The 25,627-nt window shown below is 38.1% G+C and carries 29 protein-coding genes; 14 read left to right on the forward strand and 15 right to left on the reverse strand.

Features of this window, described 5'->3' with window-relative positions:
- Positions 1 to 5 precede the first annotated feature (5 nt).
- Positions 6 to 1,319 carry a retropepsin-like aspartic protease gene (locus tag B5G04_RS16995; RefSeq protein ID WP_087398142.1) on the forward strand — a complete coding sequence of 438 codons (1,314 nt, stop codon included), beginning with the start codon at positions 6 to 8 and terminating at the stop codon, positions 1,317 to 1,319.
- Positions 1,320 to 1,807: 488 nt separating this feature from the next.
- Here the strand turns inward: B5G04_RS16995 and B5G04_RS17000 are convergent, their stop codons facing one another.
- The 3 genes from B5G04_RS17000 to B5G04_RS17010 all read right to left on the reverse strand — a co-directional run bounded on the left by B5G04_RS17000 (position 1,808) and on the right by B5G04_RS17010 (position 3,652).
- The gene (locus B5G04_RS17000) at positions 1,808 to 2,074 is read right to left on the reverse strand and encodes a hypothetical protein (protein ID WP_087398143.1); all 267 of its coding nucleotides are present in this window, start codon (positions 2,072 to 2,074) and stop codon (positions 1,808 to 1,810) included.
- 597 nt (positions 2,075 to 2,671) lie between these two features.
- Entirely contained in the window at positions 2,672 to 3,382 is a 711-nt protein-coding gene (locus B5G04_RS17005; protein ID WP_087398144.1) for an N-6 DNA methylase, read from the reverse strand.
- Between the two features lie 3 nt (positions 3,383 to 3,385).
- Entirely contained in the window at positions 3,386 to 3,652 is a 267-nt protein-coding gene (locus B5G04_RS17010; protein WP_087398145.1) for a hypothetical protein, read from the reverse strand.
- Positions 3,653 to 4,231: 579 nt separating this feature from the next.
- Between B5G04_RS17010 and B5G04_RS17015 the strand changes: the two genes are divergently transcribed.
- The 4 genes from B5G04_RS17015 to B5G04_RS17030 are packed head-to-tail and all read left to right on the forward strand — an operon-like array spanning position 4,232 to position 6,521.
- Complete coding sequence (locus B5G04_RS17015; protein WP_087398146.1) at positions 4,232 to 4,525, forward strand: HU family DNA-binding protein; 294 nt, start codon at positions 4,232 to 4,234, stop codon at positions 4,523 to 4,525.
- A 6-nt stretch (positions 4,526 to 4,531) separates the two neighbouring features.
- Positions 4,532 to 4,816: a hypothetical protein gene (locus B5G04_RS17020; protein WP_087398147.1), complete on the forward strand. Its 285-nt coding sequence runs from the start codon at positions 4,532 to 4,534 to the stop codon at positions 4,814 to 4,816.
- Positions 4,813 to 5,250: a translesion error-prone DNA polymerase V autoproteolytic subunit gene (gene umuD, locus B5G04_RS17025; protein WP_087398148.1), complete on the forward strand. Its 438-nt coding sequence runs from the start codon at positions 4,813 to 4,815 to the stop codon at positions 5,248 to 5,250. The genes B5G04_RS17020 and umuD overlap by 4 nt, the downstream gene beginning before the upstream one ends.
- Positions 5,251 to 5,252: 2 nt before the next feature.
- On the forward strand, positions 5,253 to 6,521 hold the full coding sequence (locus B5G04_RS17030; protein ID WP_087398149.1) for a Y-family DNA polymerase: 1,269 nt from the start codon (positions 5,253 to 5,255) through the stop codon (positions 6,519 to 6,521).
- 52 nt (positions 6,522 to 6,573) lie between these two features.
- Here the strand turns inward: B5G04_RS17030 and B5G04_RS17035 are convergent, their stop codons facing one another.
- The 5 genes from B5G04_RS17035 to B5G04_RS17055 form a co-directional block, all read right to left on the reverse strand.
- Positions 6,574 to 6,819 carry a hypothetical protein gene (locus B5G04_RS17035; protein ID WP_087398150.1) on the reverse strand — a complete coding sequence of 82 codons (246 nt, stop codon included), beginning with the start codon at positions 6,817 to 6,819 and terminating at the stop codon, positions 6,574 to 6,576.
- 47 nt (positions 6,820 to 6,866) lie between these two features.
- Entirely contained in the window at positions 6,867 to 7,172 is a 306-nt protein-coding gene (locus B5G04_RS17040) for a helix-turn-helix transcriptional regulator (RefSeq protein ID WP_087398151.1), read from the reverse strand.
- A 138-nt stretch (positions 7,173 to 7,310) separates the two neighbouring features.
- On the reverse strand, positions 7,311 to 8,222 hold the full coding sequence (locus B5G04_RS17045; protein WP_087398152.1) for a hypothetical protein: 912 nt from the start codon (positions 8,220 to 8,222) through the stop codon (positions 7,311 to 7,313).
- Positions 8,223 to 8,226: 4 nt separating this feature from the next.
- Entirely contained in the window at positions 8,227 to 9,351 is a 1,125-nt protein-coding gene (locus tag B5G04_RS17050) for an AAA family ATPase (protein WP_087398153.1), read from the reverse strand.
- A gap of 6 nt (positions 9,352 to 9,357) precedes the next feature.
- Positions 9,358 to 10,416, reverse strand: coding sequence for a DUF262 domain-containing protein (locus tag B5G04_RS17055; RefSeq protein WP_143270484.1), 1,059 nt, complete (start codon positions 10,414 to 10,416; stop codon positions 9,358 to 9,360).
- A 589-nt stretch (positions 10,417 to 11,005) separates the two neighbouring features.
- On the opposite strand from B5G04_RS17055, the gene B5G04_RS17060 reads away from it, so the two are divergent.
- The 6 genes from B5G04_RS17060 (at position 11,006) to B5G04_RS17090 (ending at position 15,464) form a co-directional block, all read left to right on the forward strand.
- The gene (locus B5G04_RS17060) at positions 11,006 to 11,338 is read left to right on the forward strand and encodes a hypothetical protein (protein WP_087398164.1); all 333 of its coding nucleotides are present in this window, start codon (positions 11,006 to 11,008) and stop codon (positions 11,336 to 11,338) included.
- On the forward strand, positions 11,338 to 12,162 hold the full coding sequence (gene rhuM / locus B5G04_RS17065; protein ID WP_087398155.1) for a RhuM family protein: 825 nt from the start codon (positions 11,338 to 11,340) through the stop codon (positions 12,160 to 12,162). The genes B5G04_RS17060 and rhuM overlap by 1 nt, the downstream gene beginning before the upstream one ends.
- A 12-nt stretch (positions 12,163 to 12,174) precedes the next feature.
- Entirely contained in the window at positions 12,175 to 12,798 is a 624-nt protein-coding gene (locus B5G04_RS17070; protein ID WP_087398156.1) for a recombinase family protein, read from the forward strand.
- Positions 12,799 to 12,810: 12 nt separating this feature from the next.
- A complete protein-coding gene (locus B5G04_RS17075; RefSeq protein WP_087398157.1) occupies positions 12,811 to 13,191 on the forward strand; it encodes an exo-poly-alpha-D-galacturonosidase in 381 nt (126 codons plus the stop codon).
- Between the two features lie 376 nt (positions 13,192 to 13,567).
- Positions 13,568 to 13,882 carry a helix-turn-helix transcriptional regulator gene (locus B5G04_RS17085; protein WP_087398159.1) on the forward strand — a complete coding sequence of 105 codons (315 nt, stop codon included), beginning with the start codon at positions 13,568 to 13,570 and terminating at the stop codon, positions 13,880 to 13,882.
- Positions 13,875 to 15,464: a type II toxin-antitoxin system HipA family toxin gene (locus tag B5G04_RS17090; protein ID WP_087398160.1), complete on the forward strand. Its 1,590-nt coding sequence runs from the start codon at positions 13,875 to 13,877 to the stop codon at positions 15,462 to 15,464. Before B5G04_RS17085 ends, B5G04_RS17090 begins: the two co-directional genes overlap by 8 nt.
- 216 nt (positions 15,465 to 15,680) lie before the next feature.
- Here B5G04_RS17090 and B5G04_RS17095 read toward each other — a convergent pair whose 3' ends face one another.
- Positions 15,681 to 16,454: an IS5 family transposase gene (locus tag B5G04_RS17095; protein ID WP_087396588.1), complete on the reverse strand. Its 774-nt coding sequence runs from the start codon at positions 16,452 to 16,454 to the stop codon at positions 15,681 to 15,683.
- A gap of 150 nt (positions 16,455 to 16,604) precedes the next feature.
- Here B5G04_RS17095 and B5G04_RS19490 point away from each other — a divergent pair, with 150 nt between their 5' ends.
- Positions 16,605 to 16,805, forward strand: a complete 201-nt coding sequence (locus tag B5G04_RS19490) for a hypothetical protein (protein ID WP_143270478.1) — start codon at positions 16,605 to 16,607, stop codon at positions 16,803 to 16,805.
- A gap of 68 nt (positions 16,806 to 16,873) precedes the next feature.
- Positions 16,874 to 17,977: a DUF4932 domain-containing protein gene (locus B5G04_RS17100; protein ID WP_087398096.1), complete on the forward strand. Its 1,104-nt coding sequence runs from the start codon at positions 16,874 to 16,876 to the stop codon at positions 17,975 to 17,977.
- A 234-nt stretch (positions 17,978 to 18,211) separates the two neighbouring features.
- Here the strand turns inward: B5G04_RS17100 and B5G04_RS17105 are convergent, their stop codons facing one another.
- Both B5G04_RS17105 and B5G04_RS17110 read right to left on the reverse strand, forming a co-directional pair.
- A complete protein-coding gene (locus B5G04_RS17105; RefSeq protein ID WP_087398097.1) occupies positions 18,212 to 19,378 on the reverse strand; it encodes a TlpA disulfide reductase family protein in 1,167 nt (388 codons plus the stop codon).
- Positions 19,379 to 19,838: 460 nt separating this feature from the next.
- A complete protein-coding gene (locus B5G04_RS17110) occupies positions 19,839 to 20,210 on the reverse strand; it encodes a TolC family protein (protein WP_087398098.1) in 372 nt (123 codons plus the stop codon).
- A 91-nt stretch (positions 20,211 to 20,301) separates the two neighbouring features.
- Between B5G04_RS17110 and B5G04_RS17115 the strand changes: the two genes are divergently transcribed.
- The gene (locus tag B5G04_RS17115) at positions 20,302 to 21,075 is read left to right on the forward strand and encodes an IS5 family transposase (protein ID WP_087396588.1); all 774 of its coding nucleotides are present in this window, start codon (positions 20,302 to 20,304) and stop codon (positions 21,073 to 21,075) included.
- On the opposite strand, the gene B5G04_RS17120 is transcribed toward B5G04_RS17115, so the two are convergent.
- From B5G04_RS17120 to B5G04_RS17135, 4 genes are read right to left on the reverse strand one after another with little or no spacing between them, the layout of a single operon-like run.
- Complete coding sequence (locus tag B5G04_RS17120) at positions 21,065 to 22,108, reverse strand: TolC family protein (protein ID WP_087398099.1); 1,044 nt, start codon at positions 22,106 to 22,108, stop codon at positions 21,065 to 21,067. The genes B5G04_RS17115 and B5G04_RS17120 overlap by 11 nt on opposite strands.
- A complete protein-coding gene (locus B5G04_RS17125) occupies positions 22,109 to 23,419 on the reverse strand; it encodes an HlyD family efflux transporter periplasmic adaptor subunit (RefSeq protein WP_087398100.1) in 1,311 nt (436 codons plus the stop codon).
- Positions 23,420 to 23,437: 18 nt separating this feature from the next.
- Entirely contained in the window at positions 23,438 to 24,745 is a 1,308-nt protein-coding gene (locus B5G04_RS17130; RefSeq protein ID WP_239414134.1) for a peptidase domain-containing ABC transporter, read from the reverse strand.
- On the reverse strand, positions 24,742 to 25,515 hold the full coding sequence (locus B5G04_RS17135; RefSeq protein WP_087396588.1) for an IS5 family transposase: 774 nt from the start codon (positions 25,513 to 25,515) through the stop codon (positions 24,742 to 24,744). The genes B5G04_RS17130 and B5G04_RS17135 overlap by 4 nt, the downstream gene beginning before the upstream one ends.
- Between the last annotated feature and the right edge of the window lie 112 nt (positions 25,516 to 25,627).

Below are 25,627 nucleotides of genomic sequence, written 5' to 3' on the forward strand. Positions count from 1 at the left end.
AAATTATGAAATACATATTATTGACACTGTATTTATTGTTAGTATCTACTACATCTGTTTTCAGTCAATCTGCAAATAAAATCATAGTTGATGCTATAGATGTAGGTGATTGGAGGACTTTACGTGAAACATATTTTTCTATTGGAAAAAGATTAGAGCCAGAATATTTATCAGTTTTATCTCGATTCTTTATATATCATTTTTACAATCAACCAGATTCAGCTATCCATTGTGGTACTATATTATTGAATGATTATCAAACAGAAATAAGTGAATATATAGGAAATGTAATGTATTTTATGGCAGAAGACTATGCGAAGTTTGGTGAATATGAATATGCGGCCGATATTCTTAATATGTATAATAGCGCTGTAGAACAGGCAAATCTTGAGGAAAATAACTTTTTTATAAACTCTGAACATCAATATAGATTTCGTTCTAAGTATAAACCATTTGAAGTTATAAAACCAAGTCATGATGTAGTTATTCCAATGACATATTGCAATGATAAATCGAATAAATTACAAATGATTTTCGTTCCTATAGAAATTAACGGTCTTGGGTGTCAAGCAAATTATGATACTGGAGCTGGTGTAAATGTTATATCATATAAAATGGCAAATAAAATAGGAGCGCATATAACAGAAACAAATGGGGTAACTCTACTGGGAATCGCTTCGCACCCTTCTAAATTTGCAATAGTAGACTCGATAAAAATAGGTGAAATTACATATAGAAATATACCATTTCAAGTTATTGATTTTGAAACGGGAGATAAAATTGCGGACAAAAAAATGGAGGAAATAGGGTATCAATGTATATTAGGTAATCAAAGTATGTTTCCGTTAGAAGAAATACATTTTAATTTTAAAGAAAAGAAACTTATTATACCACATAAAATCGCAGAAAAAACGCCTTTTGCTCCCAACATATATAAATCAGAAAGTGGTTTATTGATATTATCGATATTTGATAAAATATCAGGCAAAGTAATTGATGGCAATTTGGATACAGGGGCTAATGTTGCCAAATTAACATCAAAATACTTTAAATGCAATAAATCATTGTTTTCCAGTTATTCTGAAACAGATACCTTAAAAGTTGCAGGTATTGGGGGGGTAACATTTAGTAATGTTTTTTCTGTTAGTTGGGATTTTGAAGCAGGAGGAATGTCTCACACAGAACCGTCTATTCTTGTTGATACAAATTTAGAAATAAAAGAAAATTATGATTGTTTATTTGGTCTTCCTTTACTTATGGAATATAATTCAATCATTCTAAATTTCAAAGATATGTGGGTGAAATTTTTAGATGAGTAATAAATAACTGTTAGTCTTGTATATTATTTAAAGTTCGAATTCAGTAGGAGCGTTGCTGCAAAAATTCTAATGTAAGTAGCTGATTATTTGCAAGAAATAATTTCCTTTTTTTTTGGGAGGGAGGATATCAAATGGCCGAATAATGGGTCAGCGGAAATTTCCGGTTGGTATCACTTCTTTTTCATTAACATTTCCTATCTTTGTTACATGAAAACAGAATTATTCCTTCGTGCCATCCTTCTAGATGTACTCATATAGTTAGCCTTGACAAGAGTGCCGATCGTTTTGATATTTTTTTGACGAGAAAAAAGTTCGTGAGCATCCTATAAAGTACACATTGTAGATTCATATGGCTTACCATCCCCCGACAATGAAATGGAGCGAAAAAAACTTCAAGTAAATGTTTAACAATTAAAAAACTTGAAATTATGCCAAATTGGTGCAGCTTATCAATAGATTTTGATAATGAACACCAATTTGGCATAACATTACATTTTAAATTTAACAACTATGGATTCATCTCTCACAAAAAGGGATTTCAGGAAATCCTCAACAGTCTGACTCTCCGGCAATTCACAATCCAGCTCAGCCGTAATCCCGTGCAAATCTTCTATCTTCAGGACCATTAATATCGCATTTATCAGCAATCCTTGAATTACCAAAAACCAGTTTGTCCTTTGACTCCTAACTCCATCTTCATGCTCTAACATTCGTCTAATGGAGTCGTTATATTCCTTAATCTCTTTTTTGTCCATTTCTTCCGTAATAATTAAAGTTCATCATATATTAGGTTGTGCTTAACTATTCTAATATGCATTCATTGTTTATGAATGTCATAAAATAAATATCATTATTAATATAAAATGAAATCACATAAAATATTAAAGTTTTTTATCTATTTGTTCATGGATAACGTTTATTCATAGTGCTTGAACAGAAATAAAATCATGAACAAAAAAATGGCAGAAGAAATCTTTAACGGTTCTTTCATTTGCCCTGTTCTTTATGACGAATACGTTATACCTTCTTTTCCTTGAAATACAAACAAGGGGATTCCGGCAACAGCCCATCGATTGAACCAATCCGCTCAATGACTTTCAGCAATAACAAGAAAGTCCCTAACGAAGTTTGAGGCTATTCCCGTTATAGCTTATGAAGTATCATTACCGTAATCCCTGAGAGTTCAGACTCCTAAATTATCCAAACAAATAAAACGTATGGATTTTTAAATTTTCCAAGCAAATAATTCCTTCCCTTCATAAAGAATCCAAATATCTGAATCTCGAAAAGAACTATGAATTTATTACCTATCGAATCGTTCGGAGACTGATTTTTCAGTCTCCGAAGCGACTTTAAAAGTCAAAAGACAGTTGCAGCTGCCTCATGGCTTTTGCCGCTTTTATCTGAGGCGTATTCTGAATACGGGTAATCAAAGAAGTATCTCCAGCACCGCATACAGACAACAGCGGCAACCATACGCCACAGACAGAAACAAGCTCAACCTTATAACTCCGCCAATGCTTCAATGTCAGCGCATCCATCCAAGCGACCTCACCCGGTATTGAGTTCATCAGGAGATTGACCGTTGCCATCTTCACACAATTTAAATCAATGTCCGAACCATAGCAGAAAGGTCTATTTGAAACATCAGACTTCGTGCTTGCCTTGACTGCCGACAAAAGCATCCTGCCGGAACCACAACAAGGGTCATAAACAGACTGACCACGCCGCAATGTCTCACAGCCAGACACAACCGCCATAAAGTCAGAGATAGGTATCGGAGTGAAAAACTGCCCGTGATGCCCGTGACTGACATGCTCCATAAACACATCCCCCAACACATCATTGAAACCCTCCGAATGATTGGCAACAGAATGCAACATCTGTATAAAAATCTCCATTTCATTTTCTTTATAAGAAATAGAAAGCCTGTCGTAATCTTCCCGATATGTACCACCGGACAACATAAAAAGAGACACATCCAAAAAATCACGGAACACATCTTCACGCCCGTGCGTATAAGACAGCCGGTCGTATAACTCTAAAAAATCTTTCGGTGTCATAGCTTATTCACTTTTAACGGTCACACGAACATCATCATACAGCATATCAAACGCATCTGCGATATTGTAAGGAAATTGGCAAGCAGATTCAATCACAAGCTCCTTCAACCAAAAATCAAAACTGAACCAATCAATCCCGTCAACATTCACACAAACATAATCAGGCAGACCGCTCCGGCAGACAACCGCATGAACACCCATTCTAAAGGAGATATTCAACGGAGTGCCGCATCTTGTTACCTTCTCTACAATTTTATCAATCCATTTCATACGCAAAGAATTAAAAAATTAAACTTGATTTATGCTTCAGCCAGATTTAAAGACCTTTTTCTGAAAAACTTCCGTCCCGTCCTTTTCCTCTCAGCCGACTTTTTTTTAACGCAATTCATGCCCCATCCGAGTTTATGAGCCTTTTCCTACGGCAAAACAAACGGATGGAAAAGGGGAAATACGAAAAATTTTGATAGGGAAAAATGTTGGGAAGGCAAGGACTTCATCGTTATTTTTCCTGAAGCAAAGGCTCTGACGGAATTTTTCATTTTCCCCTCACATCAGAAATTTGCCGACGGGAAAAGGCTTTCACGGATGGGGTGGACTGCCCAAAAACGGGAGTGCAGGAGAGACAAGGAAAAGGACGGGACGGAATGGGGAAAGAAATGATTGAAACGGAATCCGATGCCGGGAAAGAAACCCATACCAATACAAATACATAAGAAACGGACAGACTGCATATCCCCAAAGACTGATAAGGAAACCTAACCGAAACAGAATTAAGGTCGTAAGCAAGAATCCGGTCGCAGGACATGAAAGAAATTGCTATCTTTGCAGCCCAACTAAAAATGAGATGCAATGACCAAGGCAGAATTGACACAAGAAATATCAGACAAGACCGGCATAGACAAGCGAACCGTCTTGACCATCGTTGAAAGCCTGATGACGGAACTGAAAGAATCATTGGCACAAGGAGAAGAGGTCTATCTCCGTGGATTCGGCAGCTTCATCATCAAACGCCGCGCAACAAAAACAGCCCGGAATATCTCGAAGAACACGACCATTCTTATACCGGCACATGATATTCCGGCATTCAAGCCGTCAAAAGAGTTTATAAAGAGCATAAGCAAGTTAGAGACCATCAAAAACTGATTCAAGATGAAAGACCAGTTACGCCTGTTAAGAGACTGCATCAATGGCGACATCCCTGCTGTCGTATTCCAAGGGGATGACCGTTGTGCGCCTGAGATATTGGAAGCAGCCAAGGAAATATACCGGAAAAGCGGATGTTCTGAAGAGTTCCTGTACGATTGGCAACTGTTGATTGACGAAGTGAAGGCATATCAGAGGGAAAGCCCGGACACCGTAAAACTGCCCAGACTCTCACCGACAGAGATAGAACTGGCAAGGGAAGACATGCAAAGAAAGGGCATCAAGGCATGAAGCTGATTCTTTATTCCGCAGATTTGAGCAGTGAACTGGAACTACTGTTCGCTGACCAAGGCATCCGCGCCGGATTTCCATCCCCGGCCCAAGACTACATGTCGGAAAGCATAGACCTGAACCAAGAATTGATACGGCATCCGGCCACAACCTTTTACGCACGTGCGGTAGGTGATTCAATGAAAGGCTGCGGAATTGATGACGGAGACCTGTTGGTCATTGACAAAGCCATCTCCCCACAAAACGGAGATATAGTGGTCGCCTATATTGACGGTGAGTTTACTTTGAAAAAAGTAAGACTGGAACCGGACGGAAGCTGCCTGTGGCTTATTCCCGCCAATGACGAATATCCGCCTATAAAGATCACGGAAGAAAACGACTTCATCATCTGGGGCGTGCTTACCTATAACATCAAACGGCAGCTACGGAGATAAACATGGTCGGGCTTATTGACTGCAACAACTTCTACTGCTCATGTGAAAGGGTATTCAACCCCAATCTTCGCAATGCGCCTGTCGTTGTTTTAAGCAACAATGACGGATGCGTCATCGCCCGAAGCAACGAAGCCAAAGCTTTAGGCATTGCAATGGGGACACCGTTTTATCAGATAAGGAACCAATTGGAAACAAATAAGGTGGCGGTATTCAGCAGCAACTACACCCTATACGGCGATATGAGCCGCCGCGTCATGATGCTGCTCTCGGGGTTTTCCCCTGAACTCACCCAATACTCCATCGATGAAGCCTTCATTGACCTCAACGGGTTCGGAAACGGAGAAGCATTGCATACTTACGGAAAAAAGATTGTGGCAACTATTGGAAAAGGAACGGGCATACCCGTCACTATAGGAATAGCCCAGACAAAAACGTTGGCAAAGGTGGCCAGCAAATACGGAAAGAAATACAAAGGGTATGAAGGGGTTTGCCTGATTGATTCAGAAGAAAAGCGCGTCAAGGCTTTACAAGGATTCGACATAGCCGATGTATGGGGAATCGGAAGAAAGCACGCCGAGAAGTTGCATTATTACGGCATCCGGACAGCATGGGACTTTACGCAGAAAAGCGAAAATTGGGTACGGAAGATGCTGACCGTAACCGGTGTCAGGACATGGAAAGAACTGCAAGGAATAAGTTGCATAGACATCGAGGAACTGCCGCAAAAGAAGAGCATCTGCACCAGCCGCAGTTTTGCAGACCAAGGGCTTTCCGAACTCACCCAAGTAGAAGAAGCCGTAGCCAATTTTGCCGCATCCTGCTCACGCAAATTGAAGGAACAGAGAAGCTGCTGCCGTTCAATGACCATATTCGCTTATACCAGCCGATTCCGTATGGATTTACCCTCACATGCCATCAACAGAACCGTTACATTTCCCGTTCCGACCAATGACCAACAGGAACTGGTAGCCGCCGCCGTTGGAGCACTCCGTTCGGAATGGCGGAAAGGAAACACATATCTATATAAGAAAGCCGGAATCATTGCCTGGAACATCTGCCCGGATTCTGCCATACAGACCAATCTGTTTGATACCATTGACCGGGATAAACAGGCTCGTCTGGCCGCTGCCATAGATGCGATCAACCGGAAGAACGGTTACAACACGGTCAAAGTTGCCGTGCAAGGAAACAGCAAAGGATGGCACCTGAAGTGTGAACACATCACCCGGCAATATACAACCAATTTGAAAGAGATTATACAAGTGAGGTAGACAAGCTGAATCACTATAAATTAAGGTTATCTATTCACATATAAAAATAGTTTCAATATGTACCACCATCAATTGTTATTGAAGTTATATTCCCTTGCTCATCTTTTTGAACTCTAAGGGCATTTTCTAATTCTTCAATACTTTTTTCTTGCTCTTTAATTTTGGTTTTCTGTTTCCTTTCACATACTAAACTTATCATTGCAACTAAAATAGATAAAATTGAACTACTTGTTGAATATCCAAATATAATCAATATTATGGAAACAACCAATAAAATCATTAGCACCTTCTGAATCATAAAAATATTTTTTACTTAAGATAATATATAGAAATACTATCACATTATCAAGCAAGTTCCAACACATCCAATAGCTTAATGCCAAGTTTCTGCTCCAATTCAGCAATACTTTTAAACGAAAAATTCACTTTCCCAGATAAAATTTTACTAATGTACTGTGGAGAAACACCCAGACGCTCTGCCAAGCCATTTCTGTTCAATCCATTGGAGTCCATATAGTCCACTAAAGACAAAGCGATAGAGCGTGACCATTCCAGCCAAACTTTGTTTTCTTTTCTCCATTTCGCATTTTCTTCAAAATAGGATGGAGAAATACTTTCATGCTTTTTTAAAAAATCAATAGCCTTATTCATAATTCAGTCCTCACTATTTAAATCCATAAAACTATCTTTGTCAAGGCTCATCCGAAACTATGAACACATTCTGATTCAACAGAGGGGATAGTCAAATTAGTTTCTATAGAAATGTTACAAAATACAATTAATAAGCTCTTAATCTCCGATTTTTTCTCCAATATATCCTACATAAAAGGTTTGTTTCGGTTCATCTGGACAAAAATGTATTCGCCCCGCCCCAGGGGTAAAACGTGAATGCCAAGAACAAGTTCTGGTCTCTCCATCTGCAAATAAGATTTTCAATTGTGGCAATCTGCTACGCTGTTCTGATTCCGGTGTCGTTTTATATTTGAACTTTTCCGGTAAAATAGGTAAATTGGAATTAGCCGCAACTCTCTCCAAATCCAGTAGCCTCCAATAAATTTGTTGTATAATAACCGAATCCCTGATTTTATCAAGTTGATTCAACGCCTGTTTTGCAAATCTAAGATGTGGAAACAATTTCTCAGAACGTTTAACCAATACTTTCCCGTTAGTTGGTATATGAATTTTCTGGAGGAGAAAATCTCTTTGATTTTCTATTCCATCTGAAGATGTTACATGTTTACATTCAGATGTAAGCGATTGTTCATTTCCATCCTCATCCAGCAAATTTATATTCACGTTATAACTTTTATCGTCCCAAACGCCTTCTTGCTTGAATCCTAAAGCAATTGAATTTTCCATTGCTTCTGAAGCCCATCCTAAGCCTTTACATGGCATTCTATTATAAGAGAAATCCAAGACGTTATACTTGTCTTCAAGACCGTCAACAGGCTCCAATGTACACAATTTAGCAATTAATACGGACTTCAAATCTTTATCAATCACTGTTTCGTTATTCAATATCCTGTTCCATGTTTGTCTGGGAAGTATTTCCTTTCCCATTACTTCATTTGTCATACGAACATTTGAAACGCCCAATTCGGACATTTTTTGCAAACATCTGCCTAATAGCAAAAAAGCGTCCTGAGCATCTTTGTTATTTGAGAATGGTCTTATACTTAATTCATTAAGGTATGCTTCCATGCTTTTAGTCAATCAATCTGGTCAATATATCATCCCAACTGTCAAAGAAATTTTTAGGACGGTCATTTAATTTTCCCTCATCTGTTATTTGAATTTCATCGATATAAGTAACTTCTGTATCATCTCCTGTACCAAAGTCTCTTTGGACAAAGATTATATTCAAATCTTCCTGTGAAATAATTCCTTCTTTCCTTGCCAATCTTAAGCTGTTCAATATATGATCACTATGTGATTCTATTATGATTTGCACTCCCTTACCGGAAGCCAATGCCATCAATTTACCCAATTCCACTTGTGCGGCTGGATGCAGGTGCGCTTCCGGATTCTCAAAAATGAGCAAATCATTCGCCCTTGCCCTAAGCAAAGCAACGATAATAGGCAAACAAAAGGTAAAGCCAAAACCGACTTGCAAAGCCGAGTATTTCTTGCCTTTGGTTCCGGCCATGCCATATTCCAATCTGATTTTATCTTTGTCTATCTCTGTAGTATTTGCTTTTAACGAAGGAACTTGCATGATTTGAGCCATCCAAGCATTCACGTTTTCTGTCAGTTGTATTTGCTCTTCTTCCAGTTTTGGATGTTTCATTTCTTTTATGCCAATCTCCTCATTGGTTGACAAGGCGTTGTTTAGGTAAGCAGGAGTAAGTTCTCCCTGTATGCCCAATGACGTATTATATGCTCTCGTTTCCGACTTGTTATATTGGGCTTTGGGTCCCCATCTCTCTGCCGCCAAGAATATGAATCTGTCATCAAATAAAGAAAGTCCATGAATATCACTGCCAGTATATTTATAGCCGACCTCCTCGCTTCCTGCTTCATTGGCATCCAACACCCATTGATATTCATTTCCGTTATCTTCTTTGACCGATAAGCAAACACTCTTTTCTTCGGCAAACGTATAACATATATCTCCGGCAGACTCCAAGTTGATGAAGTCATGTTTCAAACGTAATTTTTTATTTGGATTAGATAAATACCCCAATTCATAATTCTGTTTGAGGAACAGCAATGATTGTATAATAGTGGATTTACCCATTCCATTTATACCTGTAATTAAAGTTAGAGGCTTTATGTTGAAAGATTCCTCTTCAAAAACTTTAAAATTCTTAAGTCTTATTTCTTTTATCATAATATGCTATATAAACTGTTTGACGAACTCACTCATCATATCAAATCGTTTTTGAATAGCTTCTTTTGAAGTCTTCCGCAATTCTCTTTCACATAAGAATCCTTTTCCCTCAAAAAGTTGCATATATTTTTCTTTAAACTGTCTTACTTGCTGAAGTAAACTCTGATATTCATTATCATTCAACTTTGATATTGTATAAGAAAACGCATCAAACAAATTTTTATTTACCCGTTTTTTTGCAGCATTTAAATTGATGAATGCAATATCCTTCAACACGGTATAGCAACGTTGCATTGTTGTTTTAAACCGGGCCGTTTCCCTTTCTAAATCGTCTTCAAACAAAGATGAAAGAGCATCCATCCCTTTGTCTAAGAAATCATCCATATTTTCTGTCGTACCAAAGAACGGAAGAAGAAGCCTGAAAGCAAAATATCTACAAACAAGTTCCCGATCGGCCATTCCTTTTTGGCTTATCATTTTATGAGTAGCTTGTAGAAATTCTGATGATTCCGCCAATTTTGCAATACGCTTTGACACAGAGTCTTGAAAGAAAATATTTCTTAATTCTTCTCTATTACGCTGTTTCCCTATTTTATTTATTCTTTTGAAAATGTTGAATTTCACAGCATTCGGAGTGCCGGGATTGATGACATAAGCCACTATATTTGTCGATTTTATCCGACTTCTTAGATAAAATGGGATAGAGGAAAAAGACTTTCCTTCGCATTCTTTACTAAAATATTCTAATCCATTCAACACCAATTTATTTTGGACGAACCTATGAATCGAACTAATCCGCTGTAAACCATCGATTACTGTCCAAGGAGTTCTGCTTCCATCCAAATAGACTAACTGAACAGGCAAGTTAGCCATAATAGATTCTATAAATGAACTTCTTTCTTTATCGTTCCAAGCATTTGACATCCTTTGCAATTCTTCCGTTTCGGGCATACGCAATTTACCCGTTTCAATCATTTTTTCCAATTGACTTACGGATATATATTGCAACCTGATGTCTACGTCATCAGGATTGAACGACTGCGGAAAAACATACTCTATTCTCATTATAATCCTGTTACCGATTAGGTTATAGTTGCTTTAACTGCAAAGTTACAACAAAAAATCATGCCTGTCGTCTTATATTATAAGATTCTGATTTTTATTTGCAAAATAAAAAGCAAAAACAACAGCCTCCTTAGTTTTTAATATAAATTTTATAATCTCGTGGACAAATTTAGTTTTCTAAACAGAATCTAGCTGATACACTGCGGAGGAACTAACCATAAACAACGCATTACATCGTTTCTGTTTTATTAGAATAAAAAAGAAACGCACAATATAACAATCATAGCAATTAAAAAAGGCAAAAACGTTTCTATTACTTATTTTTCTCGTCATAATAATTAAATAGAAACAAAAAACATATTGCACAACCTCTCATTATATTTAATCCTACAAGCATATATGAAGAATATTATTACAGCGATTTGGAGTCCCAACACACATAACAAATTATAAACAATATACTTAACTAATAACTACAGATGATTTATTCAGAAAAGAGAATAATTTTCATATGTTAAAAACACATACATACATACGTACATACGTTTATTTGATTACCTTTACAGACAAATTAATAAAACAGTTAAATATGAGTACATATTCTTATAAAAATCCAAAGTTCATAAATTCACCAAAAGGTTTGGTTGAAGTTGTAGAAGTTATTTATGATGGTCAAACTGATCCAGCCTATTCATTAGCCGTCATTAAATGGGAAGGTGATTATAAATTAGGTATTCGTTGGAATATTGCCTACAGTGAATGGGGAGATTATAGAAAAGAAAATGGACAAGATGAATGTATAGGAAACCCACAGTCACGAGGTATTCCTACTTGGTTTGTTCTGCCTGATGACATCGATTTTAATGAAAAGTTTAGCCTTGCTATGCAAAAATTAGAAGAATTAAGAACAAACAAAAAGTAATGGAACAAGGAGAAATCATATTATACCAACCCGATGAATCGCTAAAATTAGAAGTGCGTTTAGAGGGAGACAATGTCTGGCTAAACCGTTCGCAACTTGCCGAGCTTTTTGACCGTGACATCAAAACAATAGGCAAGCATATCAATAATGCCCTTAAAGAAGAACTGGATAATGTTCCAGTTGTCGCAAAATTTGCGACAACTGCTGCTGATGGCAAAGTTTATCAGACTGAGCATTATAATCTTGATATGGTCATATCTGTAGGTTTCAGAGTGAAATCAAAAAGAGGCGTTGAGTTCAGACGGTGGGCTAACGCCATTCTTAAAGACTATATGTTTAAAGGATATGCTATAAATCAACGTATTGAACAACTCGAAAAAACAGTAGCCCAACATTCTGAAAAGATAGACTTCTTTGTACGCACTTCCCTGCCTCCGGTGGAAGGCATATTCTACAACGGACAGATATTCGATGCTTATAAGTTCGCGACAGATTTGATTAAAACCGCCAAGAGGTCGCTTCTTCTGATAGACAACTACGTGGATGAAGCCGTACTGCTTATGTTAAGCAAGCGCAATGCAGGTGTGTCAGCGGTCATCTACACGCAACGGATCACGCCACAGCTTCAGCTTGACCTTGACCGGCACAATGACCAATATCCGCCTATTGACATCAGAACCTACCGGGACAGCCACGACCGTTTCCTAATCATTGACGATACGGACATTTACCATATCGGTGCTTCTCTGAAAGATTTGGGAAAGAAGATGTTTGCTTTCTCCAAATTGGAGATACCAGCCACAGCCATTACCAACCTGTTATAAGATAAGGCATTTATGAAAATCGGTTATGCACGTGTATCAACCAGAGAGCAGAACCTCAACATGCAGATTGAGGCGTTGAAAGCCGCAGGATGTGAAAAGATCTTCTCGGAAAAGCTGTCCGGACGCATAGGAAGCCGCCCGGAACTGGATGCCTGCCTGTCGTTCATCAGGCAGGGAGATACCCTTATTGTCTATAAGTTAGACCGCCTCGGACGCTCTTTGCGGAACATACTCATGCTGCTTGACGGGTTCAGGGATAAAGGTATTCATTTCGTCTCGCTGCAAGACAACATCAGCACCGAAGGAGCCACTGGGCAACTTATCACCAACGTATTGGGAGCCTTCGCCCAATTTGAACGAGACCTGATTGTGGAAAGGACACAGGAAGGAAGAAGGATAGCCAAAGAAAAGGGGGTGAAATTCGGACGGAAGGCAACCATCAACAAAAATAATGTCGCCAAGCAGAAAAGCTGCATCAAGCTTTACCAGACAGGGACTTCCATCCGGCAAATACAGAAGATACTGCATATCGGAAGTACAGGAACTGTTTACCGGATATTACGGAGAAACGGCATTGAACTGAAATCAAAACAAGATGAACAAAGAGAAAATAAAACCAGTATAAACAAACAGTAAATCACACGAATCATGCATAATAACGAATACAGTCAGATTCCTTTTTCGGAGTGTCAGGTTATGACCGATGATGACGGACAAAACATCTACATCTATCATAACGGGAGTGAGGTCTTATCCGATTACAACCATACCGGATTCTACTTGGAAACGGCAATCGCACTTTTCATGGCCATTAAAGACCAGAACCAATCATGGATGAATTTGGGGAACCTATGGAAACTACGAAACTGCATCCGGGAAAACCTCAATCACAACCTGAAACTCGACCGGCTTATTTACGGAGAATCATTTGACGGGAGCAATGTCTCTACCCTTACCCCTCTTACAGAAAGCTGCTTCTATGAAATAATAAAGGAAATCCAATCATTGGATGAGTATGCCACCATTTAACATATAGTTACAGCTATGAAAGAAATAAAGCAGATAAACAAGATACGAACACCGCTATGCACAGAAAAATGTTACTGCATAGCTGATTCAGAGACAAAATATAGCCTCTATATAACAGAGAGCGGAATTGAAATACAACCCTTCAAAGGATATTTCCTGACATTCTACAATTATGAAGAGTGCTCCGAATTCCTAAAAAGGCCGGAAACCATCAAACGCAGCCAAGAGCTCAACATACAGCTTCAAATCAAAGAAATACCCATGTAACTGACACAAATATTTTATATATACATTTATATATATTATAAGCAAATACACAGTTTAATACTTGCATTTGCATATATTATTTTATATATTTGCAGAAAAAGAAGAGTATATGTGGCAGGAAATGAGCAACCCGGCGGTATTGGCTAAGATAGGCCGCCGCCTGAAAGACATCCGCATCAAACAGAATATGACACAGGGAGAACTGGCAGAACGGGCAGGCATGAGCATATTGACCGTAGCCAACATTGAGAAAGGCAAGCCCGTCTCGATGCTGCTGTTCCTTTGCGCCATCCGCGAATTGGGACTGTTGGAGAATCTGGAACTGTTGGTGCCGGAAACAAAGATAAGCCCGATTGAACTGAAACGGATGCAGGGAAAGAAACGCCACAGGGTACGGCATACGAAAGACGACAGCCATGAGTGATTTGATTGTAGACATCAAGCTATGGGGGAAAGCGGTAGGATCGCTTTCATGGGACGAAAGCACCGGAACCGCCTTGTTCGATTACGAGCGGAGTTTTATCCGAAGCGGGCTTGACATCGCGCCGATTGCCATGCCCATAGGCAATTACAAAGGAACGCCCTACCAGTTTTTGGAGAACAGGAACAATTGTTTCAAAGGACTTCCCGGACTGGTTGCCGATGCGCTGCCGGATGCATTCGGGAACCAGATTATCAATGAATGGTTTGCCAGCAGAGGACTGGCGGAAGAAGAAATCACCCCACTCGACAGGCTGTGCTACACGGGGAAGCGTGCGATGGGCGCACTGGAGTTTGAACCCAGCCAGCACATCGAGGGAATGGAAGAATCCAGCATCCTCCATGTAGAGGAACTGACAGAACTTGCCAAATCCGTATTTACGGACAGGGAAAGATTTCAGGCACAACTGCACCAGCAGGACAGGAAAATACTCGACATCCTGAAAGTCGGAACCTCAGCCGGAGGTGCCAAGCCCAAAGCCATCATCGCCTATAACGACACAACGGGCGTAGTACGTTCGGGACAGGTGAAAGCACCGGAAGGCTTCGGCTATTGGCTGCTCAAATTCGATGGAGGCACATACAGTGAGCATACCCAGATTACGGACAATCCCCAAGGAATAGGCAACATCGAATACGCCTACTACAAAATGGCCACTTCCTGCGGAATCCGCATGACCGAGTGCAGGCTGCTTACTGAAGGAGACTCACATCATTTCATGACACGGCGTTTCGACCGGGAAGCGGACGGTGAGAAAATTCATGTACAGACACTTGCCGGACTTGCGCACTACGACCGTGACGCACGGCATTCTTACGAAGAGATGTTCCGCATCATACGCTTGATGGGACTGTCATACAAGGAGCAGGAAGAACTGTACCGGAGAATGGTGTTCAATGTCATGGCACGAAACCACGATGACCATACCAAAAACTTCTCGTTCCTGATGGATAAACAAGGGAACTGGAGCCTTGCGCCGGCATACGACCTTTGCTATTCCTATACACCAGGAGGCAAATGGACGAACCGACACCAGATGTCGCTGAACGGGAAACAGGACAACTTCAGCACGGATGATCTGCAAAAAGTGGGAAAAAACATGGGAATACGAAGCCACAAGGCAATCATTGAAGAAGTCGCCGAATCCGTATCACACTGGATGGAATATGCAAAAGACTGCGGTGTCAGAGCGGATCACGCCGATACTATCGGAAAAAACCTGTTCCTGTTCGGCAAGCGTCTGCACACCGTCAATATGCCGGACATCGCCCACGAACAAGAGCAGTCATTCATCAATGCCGTACAAAAGGATGACTTCAATGCCATTTTGGAACTGAAAATGAAAGGGTATCAGCCATCGGAGAATTTGTTGAAAAGCCTTCAGCCGGACATATCCTCCAATACATTCATCGCCACTGTCAAGATATTCGGGATGGATGAAATATTAAGAACCATTGAGAACATAACATTATCACAAAACCATATTACAGAAAGCTATAAACACAAACAAGGCATAGAAATATAGAACAAACTCCAGTAATATCATTTTGTGAAAAATATGTGCTAGAAGATAGCTTCACCTTCCCCATATAGATAAGGAACTAGAAACACTACTAACATAAATATGACAAGAATAAATATAGCAGCGATTCAATGTGTTAACACCTTTGAAATCCACTGATGACGCCATTCAAAAATTTAATTATCTTTAGAGACGTTTTATTTAGAAGCTGTTTTGATTTCATTCGATAAATTTGTTAAGCATGATTTGGATGAATGCAATCTGTACCATAGCTTCTGCGGTTTCAGCAAGGAATTCATAATCGATGGTCAGCCTTCTGAAGTTTTCCAGCCATGAGAAAGAGCGTTCCACAATCCAGCGTTTGGGCAGTACTTGAAATTTGGATGGACATTCGTCCGGTCTGAGTACGACCTCCAATATCCATCCGAATTTCTTCTTGACCCAATCAGCCAAATCTCCCCTGTAGCCTCCATCCGCCAATATTTTAACCAAGCGCGGAAATTTATAAGCGAGTTTTTCTATGGCTTGTGGGGCGCCCTTGCTGTCATGCAGGTTGGCTTCATGGATTGTGACGGCTAACGGAAGGCCAAGCGTATCGACTATGATGTGCTCTTTCCGTCCCTTGATTTTCTTGTTCCCGTCTATACCACGGTCAGAATCAACATGATGGGAAGTCTTTACGCTTCTGGAATCCATGATGCCAAGACTGGGACTTTCCTCCCGTCCCGCCTGTTTACGGATAAGGGAGTGCAAGGCATCCATCACCTCTTCAAACACACCTTCAAGCTTCCACTTGCGGAAGTAGTAATAGACGGTTTGCCAAGGGGCGAAGTCAGAAGGAAGCATACGCCACTGGCAGCCGGTCTTGTTGATATAAAGGATGGCATTCATTATCTCTTTAAGCGGATGTTTTCGGTTCCTCGCTTGCGGCTCTAAAATATTTTTTATAACTTGCCACTGTTTTTCAGTCAGGTCGGTTGGATACTGTGTCATAACTTTATTGTTTGGTACCTTTAAAGATATAACATTTTTCCAATTGACCGGCTGATTTGAGATCTGAAGATGCTTATAACATTATTCTTGAATCAATTCAAAACAGTTTCTGAAACTTTATGCAAATATATAACGATTAAATAATATACAATGAAAACGATGAAATTATCAGGCATTTCTTTCTTAAACAAGGAAGATTTGAAAAAAGTTGAAGGCGGCAAAGTTGTACGCTCTTCTTGTCCTACAACAGGTTCTTGCAGTGGAACTTGTACTGATTTTATGGGAAATGTTGGAGTATGCAGAACTAGTTCAGGTCCAACTTATGATTGTCAGTGTATAACAGGTGCTTAGCACATATATAACAATTTAAAAGGAGCTGTCTTCAATTTATAAGACAGCTCCTTCACATAATCAACACTATGAATTTAAAAACATTCCTAATATTATTATTTACATTTACTCTATGCAATAATATCAAATCCCAAAATATAGAACTACGAGTAAATGAAAATGTTGAATTAATGAGTATTATATCTAGAATGGCTGGATATCCAGAATACCACATGGACATTGCTGGACAATATATCAAGGATATAGACCAACATTTCAGTCCTGTGAAAAGACATCCGATTATACCATTTATGAAAAAAGTTAGGAAGCAATATGGCATTTCTTTTGATGCAGTCATGTCAATGGCTATCCACCTCCAAAAAGAAAATGATAATTTCTTTTTAATAAAAGAAGAAATCAATACATTAGAAAAACGATGGAACGAAGTGGATAAAACTCAGTTTCTTAACTTGCTGACCGATTTCTATAAAGAGAGTTGCTTTCATGATTTCTTTGAAGCACACACAAAAATTTATAAAAAAGCTATACAAGATTATAAAGAAAAGGTACTCAATCACTTGGATATAAGCTGGTATGAATCATTTTATGGTAATAAGCCAGAAGAAAACTTTTCAGTCATTATCGGCTTTTGTAACGGCGGAGGAAATTATGGCGTTAACCGCCACGCAAGAAATAAAGAAAAGGAAGTATTTGCCATTGTGGGTTATTTCGTTAATAAGGATAATGAACCACAGTACAGTAAAGACTATCTTCCCACCCTAATACACGAGTTCAACCATTCCTTTATCAATTATCTACTGGATGAAAGCAAATATCCAAATCATGTAGAAGAACTTGAAAAAGCTGCTACAGATTTGTTCGAATCCTCTCAATGGGCTATGTCAAAACAAGCATACGGAAACTGGAAGACCATGATAAACGAATCATTGGTACGTGCCGCTGTCATTTGTTATATGCTGGATAAGAAGTATCCTTTGTTAGAAGTAAGAAAAGAACTATCAGCGCAAATACAACGCAACTTCAGGTGGATGCCTGAACTTGTCTATCTACTAAGAAAGTATGAAAAAAAACAGAGCCAATATACAAGTCTAAAAAATTTCTATCCTCACATCATCGATTTCTTTTCTGATTATGCGGAAAAAGAAAACAATAAACTAAACATAATGTATTAGCTATTCCCCTGCTAGGGACATACACTAAACGGTAATAATTAGCCAACTAATTTATATACACAAAGTATTGCAAATTAGTTGGTTTCTTATATATTTGTCTTGTACGCCGAACATGCTTTTTAAGCCATCTATCGTATGAATCAAAACTTGAATTTTCACCCTTCTTTTTATTCTTAAAGGCTTTTGCTGTTTTTGCCATAGCTACCTAAAAAGGGATATTCAGTAAATGCTAAGTTACTCACGACTTACAGTGCTACACAACCTGTCCACATCGCTTTCATCCCACAAGTCGAATACTTCCATATCTTTTAAACCAGGATAAACCAACTTACAGTGTGGAATAGCAGGAACTTTATAAGTATTTCTGATACTCTCTACATCACGACAAAACATAGTCCGCCAAGGAATAGCTTTATCTTTTACAAATGCTCTCCATTCTTCTACAGTATTTTTTTCATCAATAGAAACTGTTACCATATCCAACTTTTCTTTCAATCGCGCATATAGTTTTTTCTGCAATGGCAGTTGCTTATGGCATGGCTGACACCATGAAGCTGAAAACAGAATAAGAGTGTATCTAGAAGAATCTGCTATAACATATTCTTGCTTACCGGTCTTAGCATTTTCAAGCAATTCATTGGAAACAAGTTCATCCAAATATTTTTGTATTTTCTGACCAAAAACAGACTGTTTCATTCTATCACTAAAACAATCATACATACGTTTTATATCTTCTTTTGTCTTATAAGACTTCAGTTGGGTTGCAAGACGGGATATATAATATCTTGAATCTGGATTTCGTTTTACTTTATCCAGATATTCATCATAAAAAGTCCGATAAGGATAAATTGTATCTTTCGCCAAAAACATGGAGAAATAAGGATCATCCATGCGCAACAAAAAATCAAGGTTCTTTTTCGGTTCTTTCAAGGAAAAAAATATCTGCTTGTATGTACCACACACCAATTCCCCATTGGGAGCGGACATAAAAATACTATCGTGTATGACTGTTTCTTTATATTTAATAAAAATAAAATCCAAAGAATCATTGAAATTTAACTGCTGCAAATTACAAAGTTTACCATTAACTTGTTGTTGAAATACCATCCGATAACTAGTACTCTTATTATAATCAAAAGTTTGTGGGACAAACTCAAAGTCTACTAGATTATTATATACAGTATCAGGGATAGAGAAAAGCCATTTCCCTTTTCCTTTTTTTTCACCTGCAATTTTCAGTTTTGAGAAATCACCAGGAGAAAAACGGTAAATGAACAATGAGTCATAATCAATACCTTCAATTTCTACCGTCAATTTATGCTCTGGAGCTGGTTGCTTATTTTCTGAACATGAAATACAAAGCAAACAAAATAAGCAATAGATAAAACATTCTTTTCCCATATTTTTAGAATTAAGTTTCAAACAAAATGAATATTATAAATTCTGACTTACAAAAATAGATTATTTCCATAACTTACGAAATAAAATCACAAATAATTATCAAAACAACATTTAACTTACCACACACTATATGGATAGTGTAAAATAAACTGTATCACGCATTATTTTTCAGTAGAAAACTCATTGGTCGAAACGGTCAGCACCAAGGGGCGAAATCACCCGTATCGATGAGCGAAAATTACAATAATTAAAATTGTTCTCCAAACTTTATGCCAGTTGCTGTGAGATTGTAGCCCAATTGGCCAATGTCATAGTCCACTTCTTATGTTGCGGTATGCAAGATAAACCAATTTTTCAAGGGCTGTATCTGAGGGACACTGTCTAAATTTATTTATGTAAGTATGAATATATATCGAAGTAAGGACGTTAAATATATATTATTCCTTAACTCTGAGCTTTTTTATCTTATTACAAATTCGTTTTGATACAAACTTAGTACTTTAATTTTGAAAAGATATTCATATTTAGTAGAAAGATACTGAGTCTGAGCATCAATTAGAGAAGACATAACATCATTATATTCTAAAATACCAGCGGCTCCAGTTTCAAATTTTAGCGTTATCTGTCGTATCGCTTCTTTGGCAGAAGACAGATATTTCTTTGACCCTTGAAATTTCTTCCATGCAGTTTCTACATCCATCATTGCCTGAGTAAGTTCTTTCTCGACCTGTTTCCTTACCGTATAGAAAGCATACTCATTACGTTTAAGTTCCAACTTAGCTTTTTTTATGGAATTAACAGTCGAATTACTAAGAAACTGTTTTGAATTGATTCAAGAATAATGTTATAAGCATCTTCAGATCTCAAATCAGCCGGTCAATTGGAAAAATGTTATATCTTTAAAGGTACCAAACAATAAAGTTATGACACAGTATCCAACCGACCTGACTGAAAAACAGTGGCAAGTTATAAAAAATATTTTAGAGCCGCAAGCGAGGAACCGAAAACATCCGCTTAAAGAGATAATGAATGCCATCCTTTATATCAACAAGACCGGCTGCCAGTGGCGTATGCTTCCTTCTGACTTCGCCCCTTGGCAAACCGTCTATTACTACTTCCGCAAGTGGAAGCTTGAAGGTGTGTTTGAAGAGGTGATGGATGCCTTGCACTCCCTTATCCGTAAACAGGCGGGACGGGAGGAAAGTCCCAGTCTTGGCATCATGGATTCCAGAAGCGTAAAGACTTCCCATCATGTTGATTCTGACCGTGGTATAGACGGGAACAAGAAAATCAAGGGACGGAAAGAGCACATCATAGTCGATACGCTTGGCCTTCCGTTAGCCGTCACAATCCATGAAGCCAACCTGCATGACAGCAAGGGCGCCCCACAAGCCATAGAAAAACTCGCTTATAAATTTCCGCGCTTGGTTAAAATATTGGCGGATGGAGGCTACAGGGGAGATTTGGCTGATTGGGTCAAGAAGAAATTCGGATGGATATTGGAGGTCGTACTCAGACCGGACGAATGTCCATCCAAATTTCAAGTACTGCCCAAACGCTGGATTGTGGAACGCTCTTTCTCATGGCTGGAAAACTTCAGAAGGCTGACCATCGATTATGAATTCCTTGCTGAAACCGCAGAAGCTATGGTACAGATTGCATTCATCCAAATCATGCTTAACAAATTTATCGAATGAAATCAAAACAGCTTCTAAATAAGGGGATATTTAAATTTAACAATATATATTGATTAGCATTATCTTTGTATTGTTCCCCAAAAGAATATGGACTATATAGATATGAACCATCTTCATTTTGCAAAACTTTTTGTCTTGCACTGGAAAAACTTGTTCCATAACCTAAACTTAGTGACAAAGTTGGGTAATATTGGGCTTTTGAGATTTGTATACTCTTTCTAGACAACTCAATATTCTTTTTTGCCAAAGCGATTTCCGGTAGAAAATCAATTCCTCCTAAAATATCCGTATGACTATAAGAGGAAAATTCTATACTATCTGTATTTTCTACACTTGGAATAAAAGATGTATAATTCTTAATCTCCAAAAGCTGACATAAGTTCATTCTGGACAAATCATAACTGTGCTCCGCGGATAAAAGTGTATTTTCAGCATCCGCAAGTTTTGATTGAATTTGCAATAAATCGGCTTCAGTAACTTTGCCATGATTGACCTTTACAGATACTAATTCTTCTTGTTCTTTTAACGACTCTACGATACTCGTACAATTCTTAATATTCTCCAGCGCACAAAGAGTCTCCAAGAAATAAGCTGTTATGTTTAGATACAAATCATTTTCAGCCTTTTTGTATTTCAATGCAGCAGCTTCCTTATTTAATCTAGAGTATTGCAGTTGTCGTAAGCTTTTTAAACCATCGAAAAGCAATATATTTGCAGAGACGGATGAACTAGAACTTTCCATCATCTGATTCGTTACAAATTCATAAGTAGTTTCATCAAGAACACGACCTATTGAAAGATTATATGAAGTACTGGCTGAAACATTTGGAGCAAAAGCCCATTTGCTGTCAGAAAAAGATATTTTGCTTTCTTCCACAGAAAGCTTTTCAGACTTTAATTCAATATTATTTTCCAAAGCATAACGAATACACTCTTCCAAAGTCCAATATTTTTGCAAACGATTATTCTCCTGAGAATATGACATATTCTCAGAGAAAATTAAAAATGCTATAAGCCAAAGATAAGATTTCATCTATATACCACTTTTTAACAATGCAATAATAGGATCAATTAAACGCATCATTAGACTACGCTCTTCTGTTATTATTTCTGCGGTTCCATTCATCTTTTGAATAAGCCTTAGTTCTTTTCTATAAGAAGTCTTCATACCATTAGGAAAAACGATTTCTGCTGTATATTGAGGAGAAGATTGTTGATCTGTAGCTTCTTCTGGAACAGAAGACAAATATCCGATAACCCCTATCAGCAAACCATACTCCATATAAGGATAGCCATTTAATCTAACATTTACCTTTTGTCCTTTTTCAATCTTACCAAAATTTTCTTGTGGTATTTTAACAATGCCAATAACCTTATAGTCTTTCTTTGGTACTACTGTCAAAAATGCTTCCCCTGTATTAATAAATTGTCCTTCATCCCATTTCCTAACAAAAGAGATAGTGCCATCAATAGGAGACACTAACAGGTTTGATAATTTCCAGTTTTTAATTAAAGCAAGCAATTTTTCCTTGCTATTATTTATATTTTGCTCCATTTCCAGTACTTCATCATCCTGTTGTATAGATAATTCTATTATCTGTTGTCTGTTCTGCAAAATAGACAATTCTGTCGATGTCATTTGAGCTTCAAATGAAACAACATTATTGCGTGTCTGAAGCAATTTTCGAGCTGATTCTTCGTATTCGGTTTCCGAAATCGCCTTATGAATGAACAATGAAGAATCACGTCTGTAGTCTTTTTCTTCGTACTTCAAATCGTTCCTCAAAATATCAGCTTGATCTTTCATCTGGGAGTAATACTCAGTCTGTTTGCCTATTTGTTCTTTCAATAGTCCTTTCTTCTGCTCTATAACAGCTCGTTTTATATAATCACGATACTTTAAACAAGCCGAAGAGAATGAAGTCCATTCACTTTGTAAATCGCCAAGGTCATATAGTTTATATATCCAGTTATCAAATACAGCAAACTTCAACACAGAATCATTAACCTGCATAACATCTCGTTCAACAGCAAGAATATCCCTGTAATTAGCATTAGAATGTATAACACCAAGAATTACATTACTTTTTATTGAATCACCATTGTTCACAAATATTCGTTCAATGTTGCCTGAGCTTTTTGAAACGACATCAATGGGTGAGCATACCGTTGTTATGGTAACCGTACCGTTAACTCTTTCTGGATACTTTATAAAGCAACATCCAATTATAATTGCCAAAAAAATTAGGAATATCAATGTAATGCCCCACCGTATAATCCATGATGGTATCTTTCCTAAAATTTCTTGAGCTTCTTCACTATGAAAATTAGTATCATGCGGCATATTCTATATCTTAGTTTATCAGTTTCCTAATTCTAGTTGGTTCTTAACTAAATTATAATAACATCCCTGTAATTGGGTAAGTTCCTTATGTGTTCCCTGTTCAACAACTTTCCCTTTGTTCAAAACTATTATATTATCGGCATTTTTCACAGTGCTTAATCTATGAGCAACAATAACCACAGTTTTGTTTTCAAAAAGTTCATTCAAATTTTCCATTATGACTTTTTCATTGTTTGCATCAAGAGAATTTGTCGCTTCGTCAAAGAATAAATAACGTGCATTTCTATATGCCGCTCTTGCAATAAGCAACCTCTGTCGTTGTCCTGTACTTACACCATTACCTTCGGCTCCGATTTTGGTATTATATCTGAGCGGAAGCCCATTAATAAAATCATCAATATTAGCTATTTTTACTGCTCGTTTTATCTTGGCCATATCAGGAACTTCGTCTGAAACTCCAATATTATTCGATATCGTATCAGAGAAAACAAATCCCTCCTGCATTACTGTTCCACATTCTTTCCTCCAAACTGTAGGACTATAGTCGGAAATTTTATATCCTCCTAATAAAACCTCTCCAGAAACCGGTTCGTAAAATCCAAGCATCATCTTCAACATGGTTGTTTTACCACTTCCTGACGCTCCAACAATCGCTGTTACTTTATTATGTGGTATTCTTATATTTATATTATTCAAGACTTTTTCTGAATGAGGACCATTGTATTGGAAAACTACATCTTTAAATTCAATATCAGCATCATCAGGAATCTCATTAATATAATCCCGGTCATTATCTTCTTCATCTTTCTTATCATTAATCTCACTTAATCTCTCCAATGATATTTTGGCATCCTGAGCTTCCTGAACAAAAGTAATAAATTGGGAAATAGGAGCATTCAGCTGACCTATAATATATTGCATTGCAGTCATCATGCCTAAAGTCATATCTCCGTTTATCACAGCTTTTGCAGCCAAAAAAGAAATGAATACATTCTTGGTCTGATCAATGAATGTACCTCCAACCTGTTGCGTCTGTCCTAGAACCAAACTTTTTACGCTGACACTAAATAGCCTTGCTTGTATTCTTTCCCATTCCCATCTTTTTTGTTTTTCGCAACCATTCAACTTAATATCCTGCATACCAGTTATTAACTGAACAATACTACTCTGATTGGCTGATGCTTCCTGAAAGCGCATATAATCCAATTTTCTTCTTTTCTTCATAAAAAGCAGAACCCATATCACATAAAGAATACTGCCCAACATGAAAATTCCAAGAATTTCTATGTTATAACCTCCCATAATAAGAAGCTGTTTTGATTTCATTCGATAAATTTGTTAAGCATGATTTGGATGAATGCAATCTGTACCATAGCTTCTGCGGTTTCAGCAAGGAATTCATAATCGATGGTCAGCCTTCTGAAGTTTTCCAGCCATGAGAAAGAGCGTTCCACAATCCAGCGTTTGGGCAGTACTTGAAATTTGGATGGACATTCGTCCGGTCTGAGTACGACCTCCAATATCCATCCGAATTTCTTCTTGACCCAATCAGCCAAATCTCCCCTGTAGCCTCCATCCGCCAATATTTTAACCAAGCGCGGAAATTTATAAGCGAGTTTTTCTATGGCTTGTGGGGCGCCCTTGCTGTCATGCAGGTTGGCTTCATGGATTGTGACGGCTAACGGAAGGCCAAGCGTATCGACTATGATGTGCTCTTTCCGTCCCTTGATTTTCTTGTTCCCGTCTATACCACGGTCAGAATCAACATGATGGGAAGTCTTTACGCTTCTGGAATCCATGATGCCAAGACTGGGACTTTCCTCCCGTCCCGCCTGTTTACGGATAAGGGAGTGCAAGGCATCCATCACCTCTTCAAACACACCTTCAAGCTTCCACTTGCGGAAGTAGTAATAGACGGTTTGCCAAGGGGCGAAGTCAGAAGGAAGCATACGCCACTGGCAGCCGGTCTTGTTGATATAAAGGATGGCATTCATTATCTCTTTAAGCGGATGTTTTCGGTTCCTCGCTTGCGGCTCTAAAATATTTTTTATAACTTGCCACTGTTTTTCAGTCAGGTCGGTTGGATACTGTGTCATAACTTTATTGTTTGGTACCTTTAAAGATATAACATTTTTCCAATTGACCGGCTGATTTGAGATCTGAAGATGCTTATAACATTATTCTTGAATCAATTCAAAACAGTTTCTA

Source organism: Bacteroides sp. An51A (assembly GCF_002161565.1).
GTDB classification, from domain to species: domain Bacteria; phylum Bacteroidota; class Bacteroidia; order Bacteroidales; family Bacteroidaceae; genus Phocaeicola; species Phocaeicola intestinalis.

Coding starts and splice junctions, on each gene's coding strand:
- B5G04_RS17075 (WP_087398157.1), top strand. CDS start 12,811: ATGCATAATAACGAATACAGTCAGATTCCTTTTTCGGAGTGTCAGGTT.
- B5G04_RS17030 (WP_087398149.1), top strand. CDS start 5,253: ATGGTCGGGCTTATTGACTGCAACAACTTCTACTGCTCATGTGAAAGG.
- B5G04_RS17005 (WP_087398144.1), bottom strand. CDS start 3,382: ATGACACCGAAAGATTTTTTAGAGTTATACGACCGGCTGTCTTATACG.
- B5G04_RS17135 (WP_087396588.1), bottom strand. CDS start 25,515: ATGACACAGTATCCAACCGACCTGACTGAAAAACAGTGGCAAGTTATA.
- B5G04_RS17115 (WP_087396588.1), top strand. CDS start 20,302: ATGACACAGTATCCAACCGACCTGACTGAAAAACAGTGGCAAGTTATA.
- B5G04_RS17070 (WP_087398156.1), top strand. CDS start 12,175: ATGAAAATCGGTTATGCACGTGTATCAACCAGAGAGCAGAACCTCAAC.
- umuD (WP_087398148.1), top strand. CDS start 4,813: ATGAAGCTGATTCTTTATTCCGCAGATTTGAGCAGTGAACTGGAACTA.
- B5G04_RS17120 (WP_087398099.1), bottom strand. CDS start 22,108: ATGAAATCTTATCTTTGGCTTATAGCATTTTTAATTTTCTCTGAGAAT.
- rhuM (WP_087398155.1), top strand. CDS start 11,338: ATGGAACAAGGAGAAATCATATTATACCAACCCGATGAATCGCTAAAA.
- B5G04_RS17090 (WP_087398160.1), top strand. CDS start 13,875: ATGAGTGATTTGATTGTAGACATCAAGCTATGGGGGAAAGCGGTAGGA.
- B5G04_RS17130 (WP_239414134.1), bottom strand. CDS start 24,745: ATGAAATCAAAACAGCTTCTTATTATGGGAGGTTATAACATAGAAATT.
- B5G04_RS17100 (WP_087398096.1), top strand. CDS start 16,874: ATGAATTTAAAAACATTCCTAATATTATTATTTACATTTACTCTATGC.
- B5G04_RS17085 (WP_087398159.1), top strand. CDS start 13,568: ATGTGGCAGGAAATGAGCAACCCGGCGGTATTGGCTAAGATAGGCCGC.
- B5G04_RS19490 (WP_143270478.1), top strand. CDS start 16,605: ATGAAAACGATGAAATTATCAGGCATTTCTTTCTTAAACAAGGAAGAT.
- B5G04_RS16995 (WP_087398142.1), top strand. CDS start 6: ATGAAATACATATTATTGACACTGTATTTATTGTTAGTATCTACTACA.
- B5G04_RS17040 (WP_087398151.1), bottom strand. CDS start 7,172: ATGAATAAGGCTATTGATTTTTTAAAAAAGCATGAAAGTATTTCTCCA.
- B5G04_RS17055 (WP_143270484.1), bottom strand. CDS start 10,416: ATGAGAATAGAGTATGTTTTTCCGCAGTCGTTCAATCCTGATGACGTA.
- B5G04_RS17000 (WP_087398143.1), bottom strand. CDS start 2,074: ATGGACAAAAAAGAGATTAAGGAATATAACGACTCCATTAGACGAATG.
- B5G04_RS17010 (WP_087398145.1), bottom strand. CDS start 3,652: ATGAAATGGATTGATAAAATTGTAGAGAAGGTAACAAGATGCGGCACT.
- B5G04_RS17035 (WP_087398150.1), bottom strand. CDS start 6,819: ATGATTCAGAAGGTGCTAATGATTTTATTGGTTGTTTCCATAATATTG.
- B5G04_RS17060 (WP_087398164.1), top strand. CDS start 11,006: ATGAGTACATATTCTTATAAAAATCCAAAGTTCATAAATTCACCAAAA.
- B5G04_RS17020 (WP_087398147.1), top strand. CDS start 4,532: ATGAAAGACCAGTTACGCCTGTTAAGAGACTGCATCAATGGCGACATC.
- B5G04_RS17105 (WP_087398097.1), bottom strand. CDS start 19,378: ATGGGAAAAGAATGTTTTATCTATTGCTTATTTTGTTTGCTTTGTATT.
- B5G04_RS17050 (WP_087398153.1), bottom strand. CDS start 9,351: ATGATAAAAGAAATAAGACTTAAGAATTTTAAAGTTTTTGAAGAGGAA.
- B5G04_RS17015 (WP_087398146.1), top strand. CDS start 4,232: ATGACCAAGGCAGAATTGACACAAGAAATATCAGACAAGACCGGCATA.
- B5G04_RS17045 (WP_087398152.1), bottom strand. CDS start 8,222: ATGGAAGCATACCTTAATGAATTAAGTATAAGACCATTCTCAAATAAC.
- B5G04_RS17095 (WP_087396588.1), bottom strand. CDS start 16,454: ATGACACAGTATCCAACCGACCTGACTGAAAAACAGTGGCAAGTTATA.
- B5G04_RS17125 (WP_087398100.1), bottom strand. CDS start 23,419: ATGCCGCATGATACTAATTTTCATAGTGAAGAAGCTCAAGAAATTTTA.